The following is a 16,609-nucleotide window of genomic DNA, read 5'->3' on the forward strand; positions in this document are numbered from 1 at the left end:
AAACCAGAAGAAAAACCAGAAGTGAAACCGGAAATTAAATTGCCAGTAGGGTTAAATGAAAATTTGGTAACTAAAGATATGGAATTTAATCAAGATGCTTTTAATAATAACATTACTGTTCAAAAGCAAGTAACTAAAGAGGGACAAGATATTGTTAGCTCTATCAACAAAAAATATAATACTAATTTAAAGTATAGTGATGTTGGAGTATATGTAAAACTTCTTGATAAAGATATGTATTTACCAGCAGGTTCAATTGGAGCACAATTCTATGTTGATGCAACAGATAATAATAACTTTGAAATTGCATTCTTATATAATAATAAAGCAACAGTGGAATTAACTAAGAAATGGATTACTTTCATAAATCCTGAATTAAATTTAGATAAAGAAATCCAAGATACAGTAGATGCTCAAGTGATTAATAATTACACTACTCAAAATCATAAAGTTCGTATTGGACATTCAACTGCTGATAAAATGATGTATATTCAAGTAGAAAAAAAATAAGGTAATTGTAAAGAGAAATAAAATTTGTTAGGATCTACATATACAGTTTAATATTAAGATTTTTAAATTACGTAAAGGACACACCTTACGTACCAGCCAATGGTACGGGTGTGTCCTTTTTTTGTATTCAGGAGGAATATTCATGAAAATTAAAAAGAAAATAATCGTTGCTTGTACATCACTACTTTTGACACTCCCTTTTTCAGTAGATGCTAAGAATAATGATATTCCCTTCTTCAATGGGAATGAGGATACTTATCTTTTATCTGGACAATTGCAAATGGAGGGGAAATACTTTCGTCCAGGAAAGAAATATAAAGCTGAGCGCTTAATGTATTTATCCGATTTGCATTATCCAGCTGTATATAATGGGTCTTTTAATTGGGGGAATCCATGGGAAAATTTAGTTCAAAATGCCGATTCAAGTGAACCATATGTACGAATTTCTAATGAAGGTTATATTAATCCATCGGTTACTGTTGGGGATAGGATGATAACTGAGAAAGAGCGGATTAATTCGGCGGTTATCGCTAATAAATATTGGGGGAATTCAGAGTTTGTTTTAGGTAATTTAAAATCACATCAAATTGTAAATACTAAGGGTTTAAGATATGGATTATTCTATTGGATTCGTGATATTGCATATCTTTCTGGTGGATATGCGGGATCTGGTGGGGTAAGTGGCGTTAATAATTATAACCTGTGGTATGTACGTACAAATAAGCCTGAAATAAAAGATTTTACGGCGTCTAGTAGTAAAAAAGATGTTCCTGTTAAATTTACATTTAATGGTTTCGAATATGTAAGTAAAAATAAGGGATACAATGATAGAGATCCAAATGGGAGAACAGTAAATCCATATCAAGCCGCAGCTGGTGAACGTAATCGAATAAAGTGGATGTTAGATATTACAAAAAATGGCGAAACGGTGCATCATCAAGAAAATTACTTGCGTTCAACTTCTCAAAAAGATAATCAAAAACCAAGCGAAGGCGATGCAGGACGATTTATGAAAGAAGATGTAAGTTGGCAACCACAAATGTGTGGTCGCTATACTGCAAAATTAAAAATTATTGATGGGGTTCAAAGGGACTCAAATGAAAAGACAGTTGATTTTATTGTAGATGGTAATTGTGGTACCGAAGTAACACCTAACCCAGATCCAGGCGATGAAGATGACTTTAAATATAAAATTGATTTCTCTAGTGACAGAATCGAAGGCGAAACCGCAAGAGAAGGAAAGAATATCAAAACAAGAGTAGATGTATCACGTGATAATTTTAAACCAGAACGTGACCAATATAGAGAAAAGGTAAATAACAATATTAATAAGTCCCAGCAAGAAGTAAATAGTTCTGAATCTGATAGAGATAGTGCGCAGTCTAGTCTTAGTTATTGCCGTCGTAATCCAATTCATGAGATAGATGCAGAAGGGAACCATCACTATTACGATAGAGACTGCTCTTGGGAAGAAAATAAACTAGATAGTGCAGCAAGTAGACTAGATAATGCAAGAAAGAAACTAGCAAAGGAGAAGAATAAAATTAAAAAGTTAGATGTATTAGAAGAAAAATACACAAATCCTGAAACAGTAGTTGTGTTAAAACATAACGGACAACAAGTGGCATCACAAAAGGTAAGATTAACAGAGGGAGAAAAGAAAACCTTGAACCTTGGCTGGCAACATAAGGGGAAAGGAACAATTCAGGCAGAAATTAACCCTGCTGGTGATCGTCTAGATATAGAAGAAACCACATACAAAAATAATCCTATTAAAACAGCTATCTATGCACCATCTTATGAAAAAGGGATGTGCGGAGTAACGAGTGTAAAAGGTGTGGTAGAAACAGTAAGTGAACGTATTTCAAAAGAGGACACAGTGGGAGAAATGTTCTATGAAACATTAAGTGGAAGTATTGATAATTTAGCACCATCTAAGCTCCATGCTGGGTATGGTTTTTCTTATGAATTAAACGGAAAATACAAAAATGATTGGAATGCCAATTATCCAGGTGTATTTACAAAAGCAACGGCACAATATCCATTTGCAGATGAAGGACTAAAAACAACACAAGATTTAGAATCTATTTCTAATACTGGGTTGGCATCAAAATTCCAACCTAAAAATATGTATTTGTCTGAAGTAACAGGACATGTCTTCGATAGTAAAAGACCGACTAAGTCTCTATATTGGGATGGGCAAGAAAAAATTATTGATGGTCAACGCAAATGGTATGCGCCATTAAAAACAAAAGATGGAAAATATTCGTTTAATGTTGAAACTAACCTAGCAGGTGTAAATGAAATGAGCTTGTGCCTGACAAATGAGGTAGAAATTAATGGTATCGCGTACGATGATTTTAAAAAGAGAAGGGTGCTTGCTGACCTTCCATTCCCTGTACAAACACCAGGTTGGAACTGGGTTGGGAAGGAACATATTATTACTGATTTGTCAAACTGGTATTATATGAAGAATAGAAATTAGTTAAATAGTATTGTATAATAAGTTGAATCAACAAAAGTATATAATCCTTCTTAAACTAGTAGCTGAATGGATAAACCAAAGGCACATCCCTTAATGTTAAAGACATATAACTACAATTAAGTATTATAATTAAAAGCCTCTATCGAAAATTACTAAGTAACTTTCGATAGAGGCTCCTTTTGTTTTTATCGCTTTGATTGATCAATTGTTAAGAATCATTTCTTTGAATTTATTTGCAAACAAATATTGATCATTAGTTGGATATATTATTCCCTCTATTATGGTAGTACGTATTTTCTCGTCTTCCATATTTCTAACTATCTTTTTATATATTAATCCAATATCCTCAATAGTCTCTCCATCGTAAAAAAATAAAAAATTCCCACGATTAAAAACATCTATATTAGGTGTTTTCGCTTTAAACATTCGAATGTTACTACATTCCTTTTCATTATATTTAAACATATCTTTTTTCTCTATACTTAAAAGTAAATCAAAATGTGTTTCAAAAATCAATTGTAATACAAAACTCTTTATACCATCAAAAATCTCTATAAAATATAACAAATCTTTCATATTTTTATCTCTGACTAATTTATCTATTAATCTTCTATTTGATTTTGATAGTGCAACTGGATTTTTCGATAGGATGTATTCTTCTACTATAGGATTTTTCATTTTCTCTTGACCAATTTCCTCATGTAAATATGAAAAAAACTTTGTATTATGGAAGTTATAGAAAAGATTTAAGGCAGCCCTATGCAACTTTAACGTGTTAAGTTCATTAGAAATTTTATCTGGTACAGGACCAGATAAAATCTTCAAGAAAAAACTCTCCATATGTCTAGCAAATTGTGTACTTTGATGAATGATTTCATGTAATTCACTACTATTAAAAAGCTCTTGACATATGGTGCTCACTCCCAAATTATCACTTGATTTCATATAAGAAATGGTTTCTAACGCCACTTTGAAACTATCGTAGTGTACGGTCCCACATGATTTTAATACTGAATCATACATTGACCATGCTTCTTCTGATAATTGTTTTTTAAGCATTTTTACTTTCTCATACAGTTGTAAGCCCACTGATGTTTGTTTTATTTCTAATCCTAAACCATGTGCTGCTACTAGTGTATTAATCTTGAACACCATCCTCTATATCTTTGAATCTATACGCTATTAGCTCACCTAAAAAAATATTTGCTAATAAAACAATATCAGGATTTATCTCCAATTCACTTCTACCATGCACCATATCATTTCGGTAATTTCTAACACTCCAAATTTTTTCGAATTCTTCTTCATTAATAGGAACTTTTAATTGTTCAATTAATGTTTTAACTTTTATTTTCAAAGGTGGTTCACTTAATCCTTGTAAACTTTTCTCTATTATTTTTTTTGAGATATCTTCTGTAAATATTGCATTATTTTTTAATAAATTTTTTAATAATCCTTTAAATTCACTTTTCACTTGTTTTGGAATATAGGGCTCTGTTTTAACTTCATCTACTAAAAACTCCATTGCTATACTTGTATAGATAACTTTATCCTCTATATTATTAGTTCGCCAACTTCTGCTTAGCCATTTTAAAGCATTAAATAATTGCTTTTCAATTTTAGATTCTTCACCTTGCAACTTTCTATATAGTACATGTTCATACCAGTCTAATTCCTCAATTATTTTTTCTAAGTACGAATCTATCTCTAATGAATTATCACATCTTATCTTTTTTGAATCACTAAAAACCTTTTCAAAGCCTATTATGTTTTCTGCATAATAAAACGTTGAGCATTTTGGATGTTGATATATTCTTGATCTACTCCAATTATTTATATAATCTCCCAAGTTAAAGAAATTAAAAGTTCTTTCATTCTTAGTTAAATGTACTAATACATCCACAGCTTGTTGAATCTTTTGAAGTCCTAAAAGATACGCATCATATGTATTTTCAGATTCCACAATTGTATGAGCAAATACATTAAATTCTTCATTCAACTCTTTTACAAAGAGCTCTTCAAATCCCTTAACCCTATTAAATGATTCTTGTTTACTAAGAAACGTTATATCTCCCAATCCAAATTCCTTTATATTTATCTCTAGATCTTCAATAGGTATAATTATAAGATAAGGGGCATTTGTTTTTTCAAACCCTTTTATGTTAATTTGTTCTTTGCTAATACCAGCAGTTCTTAGCACTTCAAAAAAAGCTGAATGGGGGTTCAAAGTCTGTGATGAATGATTTACTCTCATATTGCTTAAATCGTGTATAAAATTACTTAAAATTAAAACAAAACTATTCGAATTCACTGAAACGACTTCATAGATTATTGAAGCCGTTTCAATAATTTCATTATCGACATAATATTTTAAAATTAAAGTCTCCGAAAAATGTAATTTTAAAAAATCATTCTTTTGAACACCATCAAATTCAATTTCCCCGTACAAAAGCCCACTTCTATTATGTATCACTATAGATTTATTTGGACTATATAAAACTTCATTACTATAAATTTCACATTGTGTAGGAATAATATTCCTCTGAGAAGAAACAAATATAGTTATATTCTCATTGGTATAAAAATTACTTTTTTTAAGTTTTTGCTTAGAAAAGTATTCAATATTCTTATCTAGTGCTTCAATATTTAAATTTATTGAATTAAATTTGCTTGATATAAACTTTTGAATCTCATTTAATACATAATTAATGTTGCTATTTTCAATAGGTATTATTTGTTCATGTTTAAAATCAAATCCTAATATAATGTATTCTTCTTTAATTAAAGACTTAAGTACTAGATATTGTCTCAGTATTGAATTTTCGTTTACCAGTATACTTAAAATGGGACTACTTTCTCTAAAACCCGGAATACTAAACTTTGTTTGAAATATTTCTTTATTAAAAGGGTTTATCATTTGCATCGCTCCATATTAAGATTATTATATAATTATATTATAAATTATCACTTTTGATATTTATATTTCTATAATTTTATATTTTTTTCAAAATAGTTAAGTTTTATTTCAAATCAACATCGAATCTATCAGTCTAAAGTCAATATCAGACAAAGTTTAACACATTACCCCAAAAATCAATATTAGTATATGGCCCGATTGTTGAAAAACATGACTGGCGTTTTTTAAACAACTTTATCATCCCTGCACATTAGAAACGATTCCTAAAGGGTATTCGATTCCTTGCCTTATAAGTTCTGGTTGCATATCAACCCAATCTTGTGCGAATTTCAATTCATAGGGGTGCGGAAGCCCAAGAATATCTGCTAATTCCTTGTTATTAGCCAATTCTTTGATTCTGAATGCATCATCATTGGTAAAAGGTTCTATACATAAACGCTCAGATTCTAATTTTATAGCCATATTTTCTCCCCCTTGTACTGAAATTAATTAGCTCCCCTTATTTTCAAGATTATACCAAAAAATCACAAAAAGGTTTCAAATATCAACAATATCCTTTAACAGGGCCTTTATTAAAGATCTTATTAGAATGGAAATTCATTGTCTGATATATTGATTTGTTTGTTTCCAAACGGGGCATTTGCCAGCTTTCCAAGTAAGATGGCGTTATCTTTTTTTAGTTTTTGGTTTTCTTCCTCTATTGTAGCTAATCTTCGTTTCAGTGATTCAATAAGCTTGTCCTTTGAACTCTCACTGAACATCTGTTTTTTAGTGATAACCTTCAATTTCTGATTTTGCCTTTTAATTGCTTCATCAATCGGCTTTATAAGTTCTTCCCGGTAAGAGTATAAGAATGTTTTACTTACCCCTGCTTTACGGCATATTTCAGCCTTGGAAACAGGATTGTTTACGGGATCATCAAGGAGCGTTAGCTCCTTTAATGCTGCTAAAACAGCTTGTTTTTTTAGTTCACTTTCTTGTTTCTTTGCTTCAACCATTTTCAATGTATTCGGATTTAAATTAGCCATTAGTGAGCACCACCGGTATAGAAATGTTTTGCCGCATCGAATGTTTCACCTTTTACGATAATTCCTAAAGCTGTTTCATAAAAGTCAACTACTTTTTGAAATTCTTCTATTTTCTCATTTAGACCGATTTGCTTAGCGTGGTTTAAATGTGTTGAAAAAGCATCTATCGTATCTTTTACAGCATTTTGATGTCTTGGCAGAATCTTTTTCTTAATGCACGTTTTACAAGCCACCTGGTGAGGACAGGAGGGCATTTTATATGGATGCTCACAACACCCATCACCTTGATCAAAGATAGCGATAATCTTATTTTTAACCCATTTATTATTACCGAATATTTCTTCTTGTTCAGGAAGATTATCTTTGATAGCTTTTGCATCGGTTTGAAGAAGCTTTTCCTTGAACTCTTTTTTCAAACGTTGTTGATAAACCTTAACGTACTTTTCCGTCATCGCTACAGATGAATGCCCTAAAAAGTTCTTCACTGCATAAATATCCACACCAGCATCAACCATTTCTGTTGCTACCGTATGTCTGAACTGATGCGGTGTTATTTTATAAATTTCTCCAGATTCAGCACCAAAGTTTACTAAAGGAATTTGATTACAAATTTTAATTAATTCGGTTCTAAACTTATACTTATTAATTGTTTCTGTAATTGGTTTATTATCTTTATCATAATCAACGATTTTTCTGAAAAGATATTTTTGTTTATCCGATTTAGTATGGGGTAAGTTATCTATCCGCCGCTTCTGACGCAAAATAGCTCTTTCGACTATATTTCTACCTTCTAAGTCCTTCATATGAGCACAGGGGACAACGATGTCTTTTGCTATTTTTGCAATCCGATGGTCAACATAAAGTTGAGGATCACCATCTAGGTCATATCTTAAACAATCGATATCGCTTCCGTCTGCAATCAAATGAGCCATATCTTCAAATCGTCTTCCTGTGTTCCTTAAAATTAGAATTAAGTCCCAATAAGTTGGTGCTATGATTGGTGTATCCTCTCCATTTTCTAATAATGGAATAATTGTATTTTCTAAGTAATCGTCCAATTTCACCTTAATGTGAGGAGGGATAGGTTTTGGCAAGGTTTCTTGTGACTTTGGTGTATCGTAACTAATTAATAAAGCATCTGTTGTTGGTCCGTCGGACCATTTGTTAGCGTACATATATTGAAACATAGCACGAGTGTGCGTAATAACTTTAACGGCTATATGATAAGATAAAGAGTGTATATCTGGTAACAGTTTTTCGATATGAATTTGTCTATCTAACTCTTTAAAAGATTTAATATTAGGGAACTTTTTGTGTAATTGCTTAAAGAAGTGAGACAACCGTAATATGTTTCTATTAAATGTAATAGGTTTCCAGTTTCCAATCATATTTACAAAATATCTTTTTACTGTTTGGCGTAACTGAACATTTTCTATTTTAGTAAATCTCACAATATAATTTTCAGGATTTATATGCTTTGGATAATCTTTAATCAATCTTCTCATATCCCAAACATCTCGGGTGAGATATTCTTCGCGTTCTTTCGGATACTTTATGTATTCTATTTCGTGATGTGCAGGATAATGATCTTCATTATGTCTTACTTGAACTCCTATATTTTCAAGTAATTGAACGAATCGTTCATCTTTGATTGCTTTATACCAAGGACTAAAGGTTTTATATCCTGCTAAGATATACAATTCATCATACTTTTTATCTCGATTCTCAGGCTGTTTTAGCACTTCAAAAAATCTCTTTTGGGCCTCAGTCATCCAAAAAGTATCTACAACGTCAACAGGGAAGGGAGTGACAGTTGTTTTGCTCTTTGGATTCTCTATATTGGCTTGATCAACTTTAGCTGCATTACTTCTCGGCATTTTCTCTCTCCTTACGCTTTTCTTCTTTATAGCCGTTCATTCGATTGTATTCTTTTTTATGGTCTTCTGCGTTTAAATGAGCGTATGTTTGCATTGTAGTCGTCACATCTTTGTGTCCTATTCTTTCTTGAATGTACTTCCAATTGATAGGTTCACCTTTATTGATATACTCTTTTGCCAATTCAGTAACGTGAGTGTGTCTCAATTTATGAGTATTCAAGTGAATTCCTGTTTTTTTGCTGTAATTGCGAATGGTAGAAGAAAGCGTTGATTTCTTCATCGGCATTCCGTTTTCCTTCAATCTGTTGCTCTTAACTACAACGAATAAGAAATCATTATCTGGATCACTGTTTACCCAATCGCTACTAATATATCTATCTATCAATACAAAAAGATCAGTTGGAAGATGGACGAACCTATCTCTACCATAACCATCTTTTGCTCTTGAATTATTTTCATTATCAGGTCTAAACCGTACCCAAATCCCTTGTTCACCATAATCAATGTCTTCAAGCTTGATGCCCAACAGCTCTCCTGACCTTAAACCGCCTTCTTTTAGAACGAGAAGGATAATCTTATCTCGCAATAGATTGACCGCCTCCAAGAATTTCTTAAAATCTTTTTGGTTTATCGTTTTAGGTATTCCTTGAGGGGTTTTAGATTTAAGGGTGTTTTTCATAATAGTCCGACTTTTCCGAGTGTGAGCCAACATATCTTTATCTTGCATCGCACTTGTACGCATAACATTGCGATAAACAACAGGATTATCTTTTATTTTTCCACTAGCTTTAAGCCATAGAAATAACGAACTTACCCTATCAATTATTGCGTTAATAGTTGTAGTTTTGATTTCATTATCCTCATACTCATCCTCAAAATTAAACGATTCTACATTCTCATAAAATCTATAAGGATTCTTGAGCCATAGTTTAAAGTCTGTTAATATCTGCGGTCTCCCATCTAAATCCAAAATGTCTAACCGTTTAATTTTTAAAAATACAATGAAGTACCAGAATTGATAGCAGTACGTTTGAACAGTCTTAGGTGCTACTTGTTGCACTGCTCTTGCTTGTATCACATTGAGGTAGTCTTTTACAAATGGTATGAAATTAAGATCTTCATCCATTAAATAATACATAACCCCATTGTCTGTTATAGCTTTTTTTACAGATATCCTTTCACGCCATTTATCTATTGGTGTTTGTTTTATCTTAGGAATATGTATCACGACCTTTTACTAAGCTAAGCATTCATTTTTAGGTAAGGTCCTTGGACCGAGGCTACCCCTTAAAAGTGGCAATATTCATTTTAGTAATAATATTCTAACAATACCATGTATTAACTTAGATTACTATGTACTAATAATCTAAAATTATACATAAAAAAGGACAGTAGGAATATCATTCCTTACTATCCTTACTCCTGTATCTAATATATCTTTAACTTAATGGGATGTGCCTTTTTTTCGTAGAAAGGGGAAGTTTGAATGGATAAAAAGAAAAAACAACGTATGAAATGTGTAATTTTTATTGGAATTATCGTAATGATTGTATCATTATATATTGGAAGCGAATTTCAAGATCGGAATGGGAAAGGTTATGCTCCTGCAAAGTATTTTGAAACAGGAACAAAATTGATTTCCTTTTAATAATAATTTTGTCTCTTTCATCAACTGTCGTGAAAAGTATTTCCATGCGAGCACTTCTTTTCTCCATAAAATGAAAAAGAAAGAATAGCAACCGACCACCTAGGAATATTCGGTTGCGTTAGATTAATTACAACATGTTTTTGGTATGCTTAATAGGTTGTAAACCTTGTTATAACAGAGTTTTTGGAGGTTTTTTAATTTATGATTACGTTTTTTTAAATAGAAAAAACAGATATTTTTTAGAAATGATTGACATGAAACTATATATATCATAATATTAAGATTGTAATATTAAAGAAAATAAATCCAACATTTTCATATAGACTTTAGATTAGCTAAAAGGACACACCTAAGGCGCATTATGCCATAGGTGTGTCCTTTTTTTGCGTTTAAAGGCTACATAAGGAGGAATACAAACATTGAAGCCATCTAAGTTTCAAAAGAAGCAGATTGCTGCTGTAGGTTTAGCTGCTGCAACAGTAGCGGGTATTTATGGTTACAATCATTTCGCAGTCGAAAATGCAGTAAATCCAACAAAGATTGTTGTAGCCGCAAAGGATATACCTGCGCATACAGAGATTAAAGAAGACATGCTAGTGGAACGAACATTACCTGGTGATGCGATTCCCCCCAATGCATTACGTGCAAATAAAAAAGAAGTTGTAGGTAAGTGGACAAATGATGGACAGCCCATTACAGAGAATAGCTACCTCTTTAAAAACAAAGTAGTAAAGAAAGAAGAGTTACCGGACTCTTCCATTTTAAATTTGAAAGATGGAGAAGTTGCCTTTCCGTTACTCGTTGATTTGGAAACAAGTTCAGGTAATAGTATTATTCCGAACACGTATGTGGACTTGTATTTCAAACAGGTTGTAAAAGAAGGAGACAGTGAGAAGGTTGTATTCGGTGGTCTTTTCCAACGTGTACGTGTGACTGCTGCAAAAGATAGCAATACAGAAGATGCATTTGTATTAGAAAAGAAAGAATCAAAAGAGGAACAAGAAGGAAAACAAAAGCCAAAGGTAACGCGATTATATACACTGGCTGTTTCACCTGAACAGCTTCAATACTTAAATCGTGCAAAAACACTTGGAGATGTAATTCCTGTTGCAGTCGGACAGAAAGTAGAACAAACAGGGAAAGAACTAGAACGAGCTGAAGGATTCTCGCAAATATCTGATCAAAAGAACATTTTAGACTATGTAGAGAAGCATTCGACCAATCCAATTTCTAAAAATGTAAAAGAGTATGTAGCGCAGTATCTGAACAAATCTAAGTAAGAAAGGAGTTTTTAGGATGGATCGGCAGGTAAGAATTATTGCTTTTTATGCCACAAATGAAAACGTAGGAAAAAGCACATTAAGTATTACGATGGCAAATGAGTTAGCTCATCTAGGGAAAAAGGTGCTTTATGTAGAAGCGGACCAAGTAAGACCAAGTTTTGCAATTGGAACTGGTCTTAGCCATGAGAATAAAAATATCCTAGAGCTTGTAAGAAAAGAAAATGAATATAATCTTTCGCAGTATATTTGTACCAAGCAAGATTTGTTAGATAAAAAAGTGAATCCAAGATTGATGCAAAAATTGCACGATAAGATGGATTTTCTGGTATTTCCATCAGGTTATAGCTTAGCTCAATTCCCAGAGATTAAAAACAAAGAATTGTTTGTAACGACATTTATCGAATCACTTGTAGATACAGAATACGATTATATCATTCTATCGGTACCAACTGAATTATCCGAGGTGCTGAGTTATCCGATTCTATATCAATCAGACATTGTAGTTCATGTGCTAAATGGCAACCCTCGTGGTGCAATAGCGATTAAACGCGAATTACAACTAATAGAAGAAGCAAAGCTAACATTGCCTCGTATGATTCATGTTTTGAATATGGGGGATGAGGATTATGTAGAAGATATTGAAAAGCTATCTTCCCAAAATATTGCAGTGACAATTCCGTATGACAGAGATCGGACGAGTTACGAATGGGGGATGCAATTTGGTTCTCCGCAAATTAATACAAAGGTCCATCGCATTATGGAAGCAGCTGGTCTTGATATTCCATTCCAGCATACATCCTCTATGAAAAAGGGTCTCTTTGGTTTAAGAAATTAAAAGGGAGGCAGTAGTATGTGGGGCTATTTACAGGAAAAACAAGTCGCCTTAAAGCAAAATCGAGTGGATTTATATCACTTTGGTTATATGATTCGTTCCAAATCGGCTCGAAAGTTAGGAACAACTACAGCTCAACAGATTAAAGATATAACGGATGAGATTCGTGCATTTTTAGTAAAAGATCATCGTGATATCTTAAGCGAATCTTTTATGAATAAAGAGAAGAGAGCAGCTGTAGAACAAATCATTAAAAGCTTTCTATTAAGTAATCAGGTCGTCATTTCAGAGGTACCTTCTGAGCAATTACTAAATATGGTATGTGACGATATTGTAGGATTTGGGATTATAGAACCTTTAAAAGAAGATAAGGATGTAACCGATATTTATATCAATGGAACAAAAGAAATTATTTACGAAAAAATTGGAGAGGGAGAATGTACATTTCCTTACCGATTTGAGACAGAAGAAGAGGTAAAGGCTTTAGCGTATAAGATGGTAAACAGTACGTCAGAGTCATTAAATACAGCAAAGCCATATGTGGACTGCGTATTCCCGTATATACGTATCAATATAGCACTAGATGAACTAGGGGGACTAGGAACTACGATAACGATTCGTAAGAATGCAGATCATCTTCGTGCCTCTGAAGAGCGTATGTTATCTACAAATCAAGCATCGAAAGAGATGTTGAACTTTTTGGCTGCAGCTGTGAAAGCAAAAATGAATATTTTAGTCGCTGGAGCAACAGGTACAGGGAAGTCAGAGTTTATGAAATATCTTGCTTCTCATATTCCAAATGGGAAGAAGAAAGAACGTACTCTCGTAGTAGAAGATAACCCCGAACTCTATTTGCATCGCATATTTCCAGAACATCACTTTGTTCCGATGCAGTGTAGGGCATCGGAAGTAGAGGAAAATGCAATCGACTTTGATAGATTGTTAACAAATGCTTTACGTCAAGGGCCTAAGAGATTAATTGTAGGGGAATCGAGGGGGAAAGAGGCTTTAAAAATGATTAACTTCTTCCAAACAGGACACCCCGGTTTTACTTCTGTCCATGCAAGGAGCGCGAAAGAAGCAGTCAGACGTTTAATGCTTATGTGCCTTCAAAGTGGTGCGAATATTGATGCTCAGTATTTATATGAATTAATTTCACAGACATTTGATGTGATTGTCTTTTTAGAAAAGAAAGATGATGGGAATCGCTATATTACAGAGATGATTGAGTTATTGGATTATCAAGATGATATACAGTTCAATCAGCTCTCTCAATTTATTCCGACGGGTGAGGAATATGATGAAATGAATGAGAGAGTAGGAAAGATTCGTGGAGATCATATCATTACAGCAAAAATGTCAGCTGAAATGGAGAAGAAATTCCGTTCTTCAATTGTAAATCCAGCTCTATATGCGCCATTCCTTTCACAACAGGAGGTGCAATATGCATAGTTTGATAGCCTATGGATGCATATTCTTAATATTTATTAGTGTAGTATTGCTCGTTTCACTTTTTGCAAAATCTAAGGGTTCCACTCTTTCTCAATTTGTTCAAGAAAATGAGAAAGAAGAAAGACGCTTGGAATTAAGAAATATCAAAGGGATACGAATGTATTTGCCACAATCCGTTATCCAAGAAGCCCAAAAGTACGAGTGGAAATTGACGAAAAGTATGTACTGGGTATATACGATTCTTTCCGGAATGAGTATTGCAGCAGTATTCTATTTTTCCTTTGGTAGAGATCCTTTTATTCTTATTACCGTTTTATCTGGATTCTTAGTTCCAAGGTTTCTTCTCTATCGAAGAAAAAAACGTTACTACTTGGTTGTCATTGACCGTCTTTCTATTTATATGAAGGCAGTAGCAAATGCACTTCAAATTAGTAACAATGCAAAACGGGTGTTAGTTCAGGTGAAACCAATGATGCATGAAAGCATTCAAGAAGAAATAGAGAAAGTTTCTCTTTTATTAGAAGGTGGAACCACAATGCATCGTGCATTTAGAGGATTTAATGAAACGTTTAACTTTAGAGAATTGGTTTTCTTCCATGAAATGTTGGAAGTGTGTAGCCGAGAAGGTGGAACAAATTCAGTACAAGTCTTACTAGATATTGCAGAAGATTTCGAAAAACAAAAGCTGTATTTGGCAAGATTGCGTTCTAGTTTGTCACAAGCACAACGTGCTTTTGTACAGAACTGCTTAATCGTTATCGCTATGCCGATAGTTATTATGTTGATGTCAAAAGAAGCATATGGATTTTTAGCAGGTTCTATGATGGGGAAAATCGCGTTAGCGGTAAATATGTTAATTGTCTTTTTCTTAGCAACCCGTGTAGAAAAAATTGCAAATTATAATCCAACAGAAAGAGGGAAATAAGGTGGCTACGATTTTAGCTGTAGTGGTATTCGTTGTCATGTACTGGGTATTCTCTACCTTTCTACAAAGTAAAAAAGATAGCGGTAGCTTACTTACGAATTATGTAGAAAATGCAAAACGAATTGAAAAGAAGAATTTAAATCAAATGATGCTCGCGCCCTTCCAGTCGTTAGCACATAAGTATCTGATAGAAGAAAAGAAAGAGCAGATTCAGAAAAAATTAGAAGAAGCTGGCCTGGATACGAAACCAGAAGAATATTTAAAAATGAAGGTAGCATATCCCATCATTTTCACCTCTGTTTTCTTGATATGTACGGTGTTCCATGATTACTACTTATTTAAAGTGGGTGTGTTGATTTCACCGCTACTTTATTTCTATCCTGATTATCTATTAAAGAGAAGAATCAAGCAGGCGATAGAAGCTAGGAAGTTCGAATTACCAGAGTATCTAATTCCTATGCTGCAGTTGTTAAAAACACATACAACATTAGAAGCAGTAAAAAAGGCGCAAATATATGCCGGAAGACATCTTCGTCCGTATGTATCTACACTTACAGCGGAATTAGAAATGTATGCAGGATCGGATCAACCATTTCGAAACTTTGCAGCAGCCTTAAATAGTCCAGAAGTAAATACCTTTACGATTGCATTGCAACAAGCGCAAAAAACGGACAAGGTACAGAGTCTTCGCATTATGGATGCACAGATTAAAATGATGCGTGAGTTAAAACATGAGAACTATAACCGTCTTATTCAAAATAAACCAATGGAAATGAATAAATTTAACGTCGCAGTTATTGGATGTATTGTGATTTATCCAATGGTGATTGTTATTCAATCTTTAATGCAAGGATTTGCAAGTCTATAGAAGATATTATCAAAAAGGGAATAGGTAAAGGAGCAAAATATATGTTAACGAAAATGAAGAATTGGTTAAAAAATGAAGACTCACAATTATCATCAGAGAATGGTATGTTAATCGCCTTGGCGGTCATTATCGTATTAGTGATTGGCCCATTTGTATGGAAAGCGATCCAAGGTGGTTATGATACGATTCTAGCTCGATTCACAAAAGCATCAAGCAATGCAGATGTGAATTCTTGGAACAAGTGATAGAAGTTTTAGATTAATGATGTTTTTTACGTATAGCTCAAATAAATGGATAAGGGAGATTCAATCATGTTAGCAAAAATGAAAAATTGGTTAAAAAACGAGGATTCGCAACTATCATCAGAAAACGGTATGTTAATTGCCTTAGCGGTCATTATCGTATTAGTAATTGGCCCGTTTGTATGGAAAGCAATCCAAGGTGGTTATGATACGATCCTGGCAAGATTCACAAAAGCATCAAGCAATGCAGACGTAAATTCTTGGAATAAGTAATAAAAGGTTTAAATAGATAAATTTTTATTTTAGTAAATTCTAAAAATTGATATGTATAAAGGAGATAAAATTCAATGTTAGCAAAAATGAAGAATTGGTTAAAAAATGAGGATTCACAGTTGTCATCAGAAAACGGAATGTTAATCGCCTTAGCGGTAATTATTGTGCTAGTAATTGGGCCATTTGTATGGAAAGCAATCCAAGGTGGGTATGATACAATTCTAGCTCGATTCACAAAAGCATCAAGCAATGCAGATATAGATTCTTGG

The 16,609-nt window shown here is 33.1% G+C and carries 15 protein-coding genes and 2 pseudogenes; 11 read left to right on the forward strand and 6 right to left on the reverse strand.

Annotated features, from left to right (window positions below; all coding sequences use genetic code 11):
* Positions 1-510 (forward strand): annotated as a pseudogene (locus MR167_RS26425) (S-layer homology domain-containing protein); the annotation flags it as partial.
* A 142-nt stretch (positions 511-652) separates the two neighbouring features.
* Positions 653-2,995, forward strand: coding sequence for a hypothetical protein (locus MR167_RS26430; RefSeq protein ID WP_242315869.1), 2,343 nt, complete (start codon positions 653-655; stop codon positions 2,993-2,995).
* A gap of 201 nt (positions 2,996-3,196) precedes the next feature.
* Here the strand turns inward: MR167_RS26430 and MR167_RS26435 are convergent, their stop codons facing one another.
* The 6 genes and pseudogenes from MR167_RS26435 to MR167_RS26460 form a co-directional block, all read right to left on the reverse strand.
* Positions 3,197-4,147, reverse strand: a complete 951-nt coding sequence (locus MR167_RS26435) for a hypothetical protein (protein WP_242315871.1) — start codon at positions 4,145-4,147, stop codon at positions 3,197-3,199.
* Complete coding sequence (locus MR167_RS26440) at positions 4,134-5,912, reverse strand: HEPN domain-containing protein (protein ID WP_242315873.1); 1,779 nt, start codon at positions 5,910-5,912, stop codon at positions 4,134-4,136. Before MR167_RS26440 ends, MR167_RS26435 begins: the two co-directional genes overlap by 14 nt.
* A gap of 252 nt (positions 5,913-6,164) precedes the next feature.
* Positions 6,165-6,374 (reverse strand): annotated as a pseudogene (locus MR167_RS26445) (GNAT family N-acetyltransferase); the annotation flags it as partial.
* 122 nt (positions 6,375-6,496) lie between these two features.
* Positions 6,497-6,940 carry a DUF6262 family protein gene (locus MR167_RS26450; RefSeq protein WP_242315875.1) on the reverse strand — a complete coding sequence of 148 codons (444 nt, stop codon included), beginning with the start codon at positions 6,938-6,940 and terminating at the stop codon, positions 6,497-6,499.
* Positions 6,940-8,817 carry a tyrosine-type recombinase/integrase gene (locus tag MR167_RS26455; protein ID WP_242315877.1) on the reverse strand — a complete coding sequence of 626 codons (1,878 nt, stop codon included), beginning with the start codon at positions 8,815-8,817 and terminating at the stop codon, positions 6,940-6,942. Before MR167_RS26455 ends, MR167_RS26450 begins: the two co-directional genes overlap by 1 nt.
* On the reverse strand, positions 8,804-9,943 hold the full coding sequence (locus MR167_RS26460; RefSeq protein WP_481746710.1) for a tyrosine-type recombinase/integrase: 1,140 nt from the start codon (positions 9,941-9,943) through the stop codon (positions 8,804-8,806). The genes MR167_RS26455 and MR167_RS26460 overlap by 14 nt, the downstream gene beginning before the upstream one ends.
* Positions 9,944-10,303: 360 nt before the next feature.
* Here MR167_RS26460 and MR167_RS26465 point away from each other — a divergent pair, with 360 nt between their 5' ends.
* From MR167_RS26465 to MR167_RS26505, 9 genes are all read left to right on the forward strand, one after another.
* On the forward strand, positions 10,304-10,465 hold the full coding sequence (locus tag MR167_RS26465; protein ID WP_170951640.1) for a hypothetical protein: 162 nt from the start codon (positions 10,304-10,306) through the stop codon (positions 10,463-10,465).
* A 419-nt stretch (positions 10,466-10,884) separates the two neighbouring features.
* The gene (gene cpaB, locus MR167_RS26470; protein ID WP_086398049.1) at positions 10,885-11,745 is read left to right on the forward strand and encodes a Flp pilus assembly protein CpaB; all 861 of its coding nucleotides are present in this window, start codon (positions 10,885-10,887) and stop codon (positions 11,743-11,745) included.
* Positions 11,746-11,761: 16 nt separating this feature from the next.
* Positions 11,762-12,583, forward strand: a complete 822-nt coding sequence (locus MR167_RS26475; RefSeq protein ID WP_242315879.1) for a CpaE/TadZ family protein — start codon at positions 11,762-11,764, stop codon at positions 12,581-12,583.
* Positions 12,584-12,598: 15 nt separating this feature from the next.
* Positions 12,599-14,032 carry a TadA family conjugal transfer-associated ATPase gene (locus MR167_RS26480; protein WP_074790552.1) on the forward strand — a complete coding sequence of 478 codons (1,434 nt, stop codon included), beginning with the start codon at positions 12,599-12,601 and terminating at the stop codon, positions 14,030-14,032.
* Positions 14,025-14,957, forward strand: a complete 933-nt coding sequence (locus tag MR167_RS26485; RefSeq protein ID WP_078994314.1) for a type II secretion system F family protein — start codon at positions 14,025-14,027, stop codon at positions 14,955-14,957. The genes MR167_RS26480 and MR167_RS26485 overlap by 8 nt, the downstream gene beginning before the upstream one ends.
* Before the next feature lies 1 nt (position 14,958).
* Positions 14,959-15,825, forward strand: coding sequence for a hypothetical protein (locus MR167_RS26490; RefSeq protein WP_000201166.1), 867 nt, complete (start codon positions 14,959-14,961; stop codon positions 15,823-15,825).
* A gap of 41 nt (positions 15,826-15,866) precedes the next feature.
* The gene (locus MR167_RS26495; protein ID WP_000956353.1) at positions 15,867-16,070 is read left to right on the forward strand and encodes a hypothetical protein; all 204 of its coding nucleotides are present in this window, start codon (positions 15,867-15,869) and stop codon (positions 16,068-16,070) included.
* 66 nt (positions 16,071-16,136) lie between these two features.
* Complete coding sequence (locus tag MR167_RS26500) at positions 16,137-16,340, forward strand: hypothetical protein (protein ID WP_000879955.1); 204 nt, start codon at positions 16,137-16,139, stop codon at positions 16,338-16,340.
* A gap of 74 nt (positions 16,341-16,414) precedes the next feature.
* A partial coding sequence (locus tag MR167_RS26505; RefSeq protein ID WP_242315881.1) for a hypothetical protein occupies positions 16,415-16,609 on the forward strand: 195 nt, incomplete at its 3' end.

It is taken from the genome of Bacillus cereus group sp. BfR-BA-01355 (assembly GCF_022663675.1).
Taxonomy (GTDB): Bacteria; Bacillota; Bacilli; order Bacillales; family Bacillaceae_G; genus Bacillus_A; species Bacillus_A thuringiensis_S.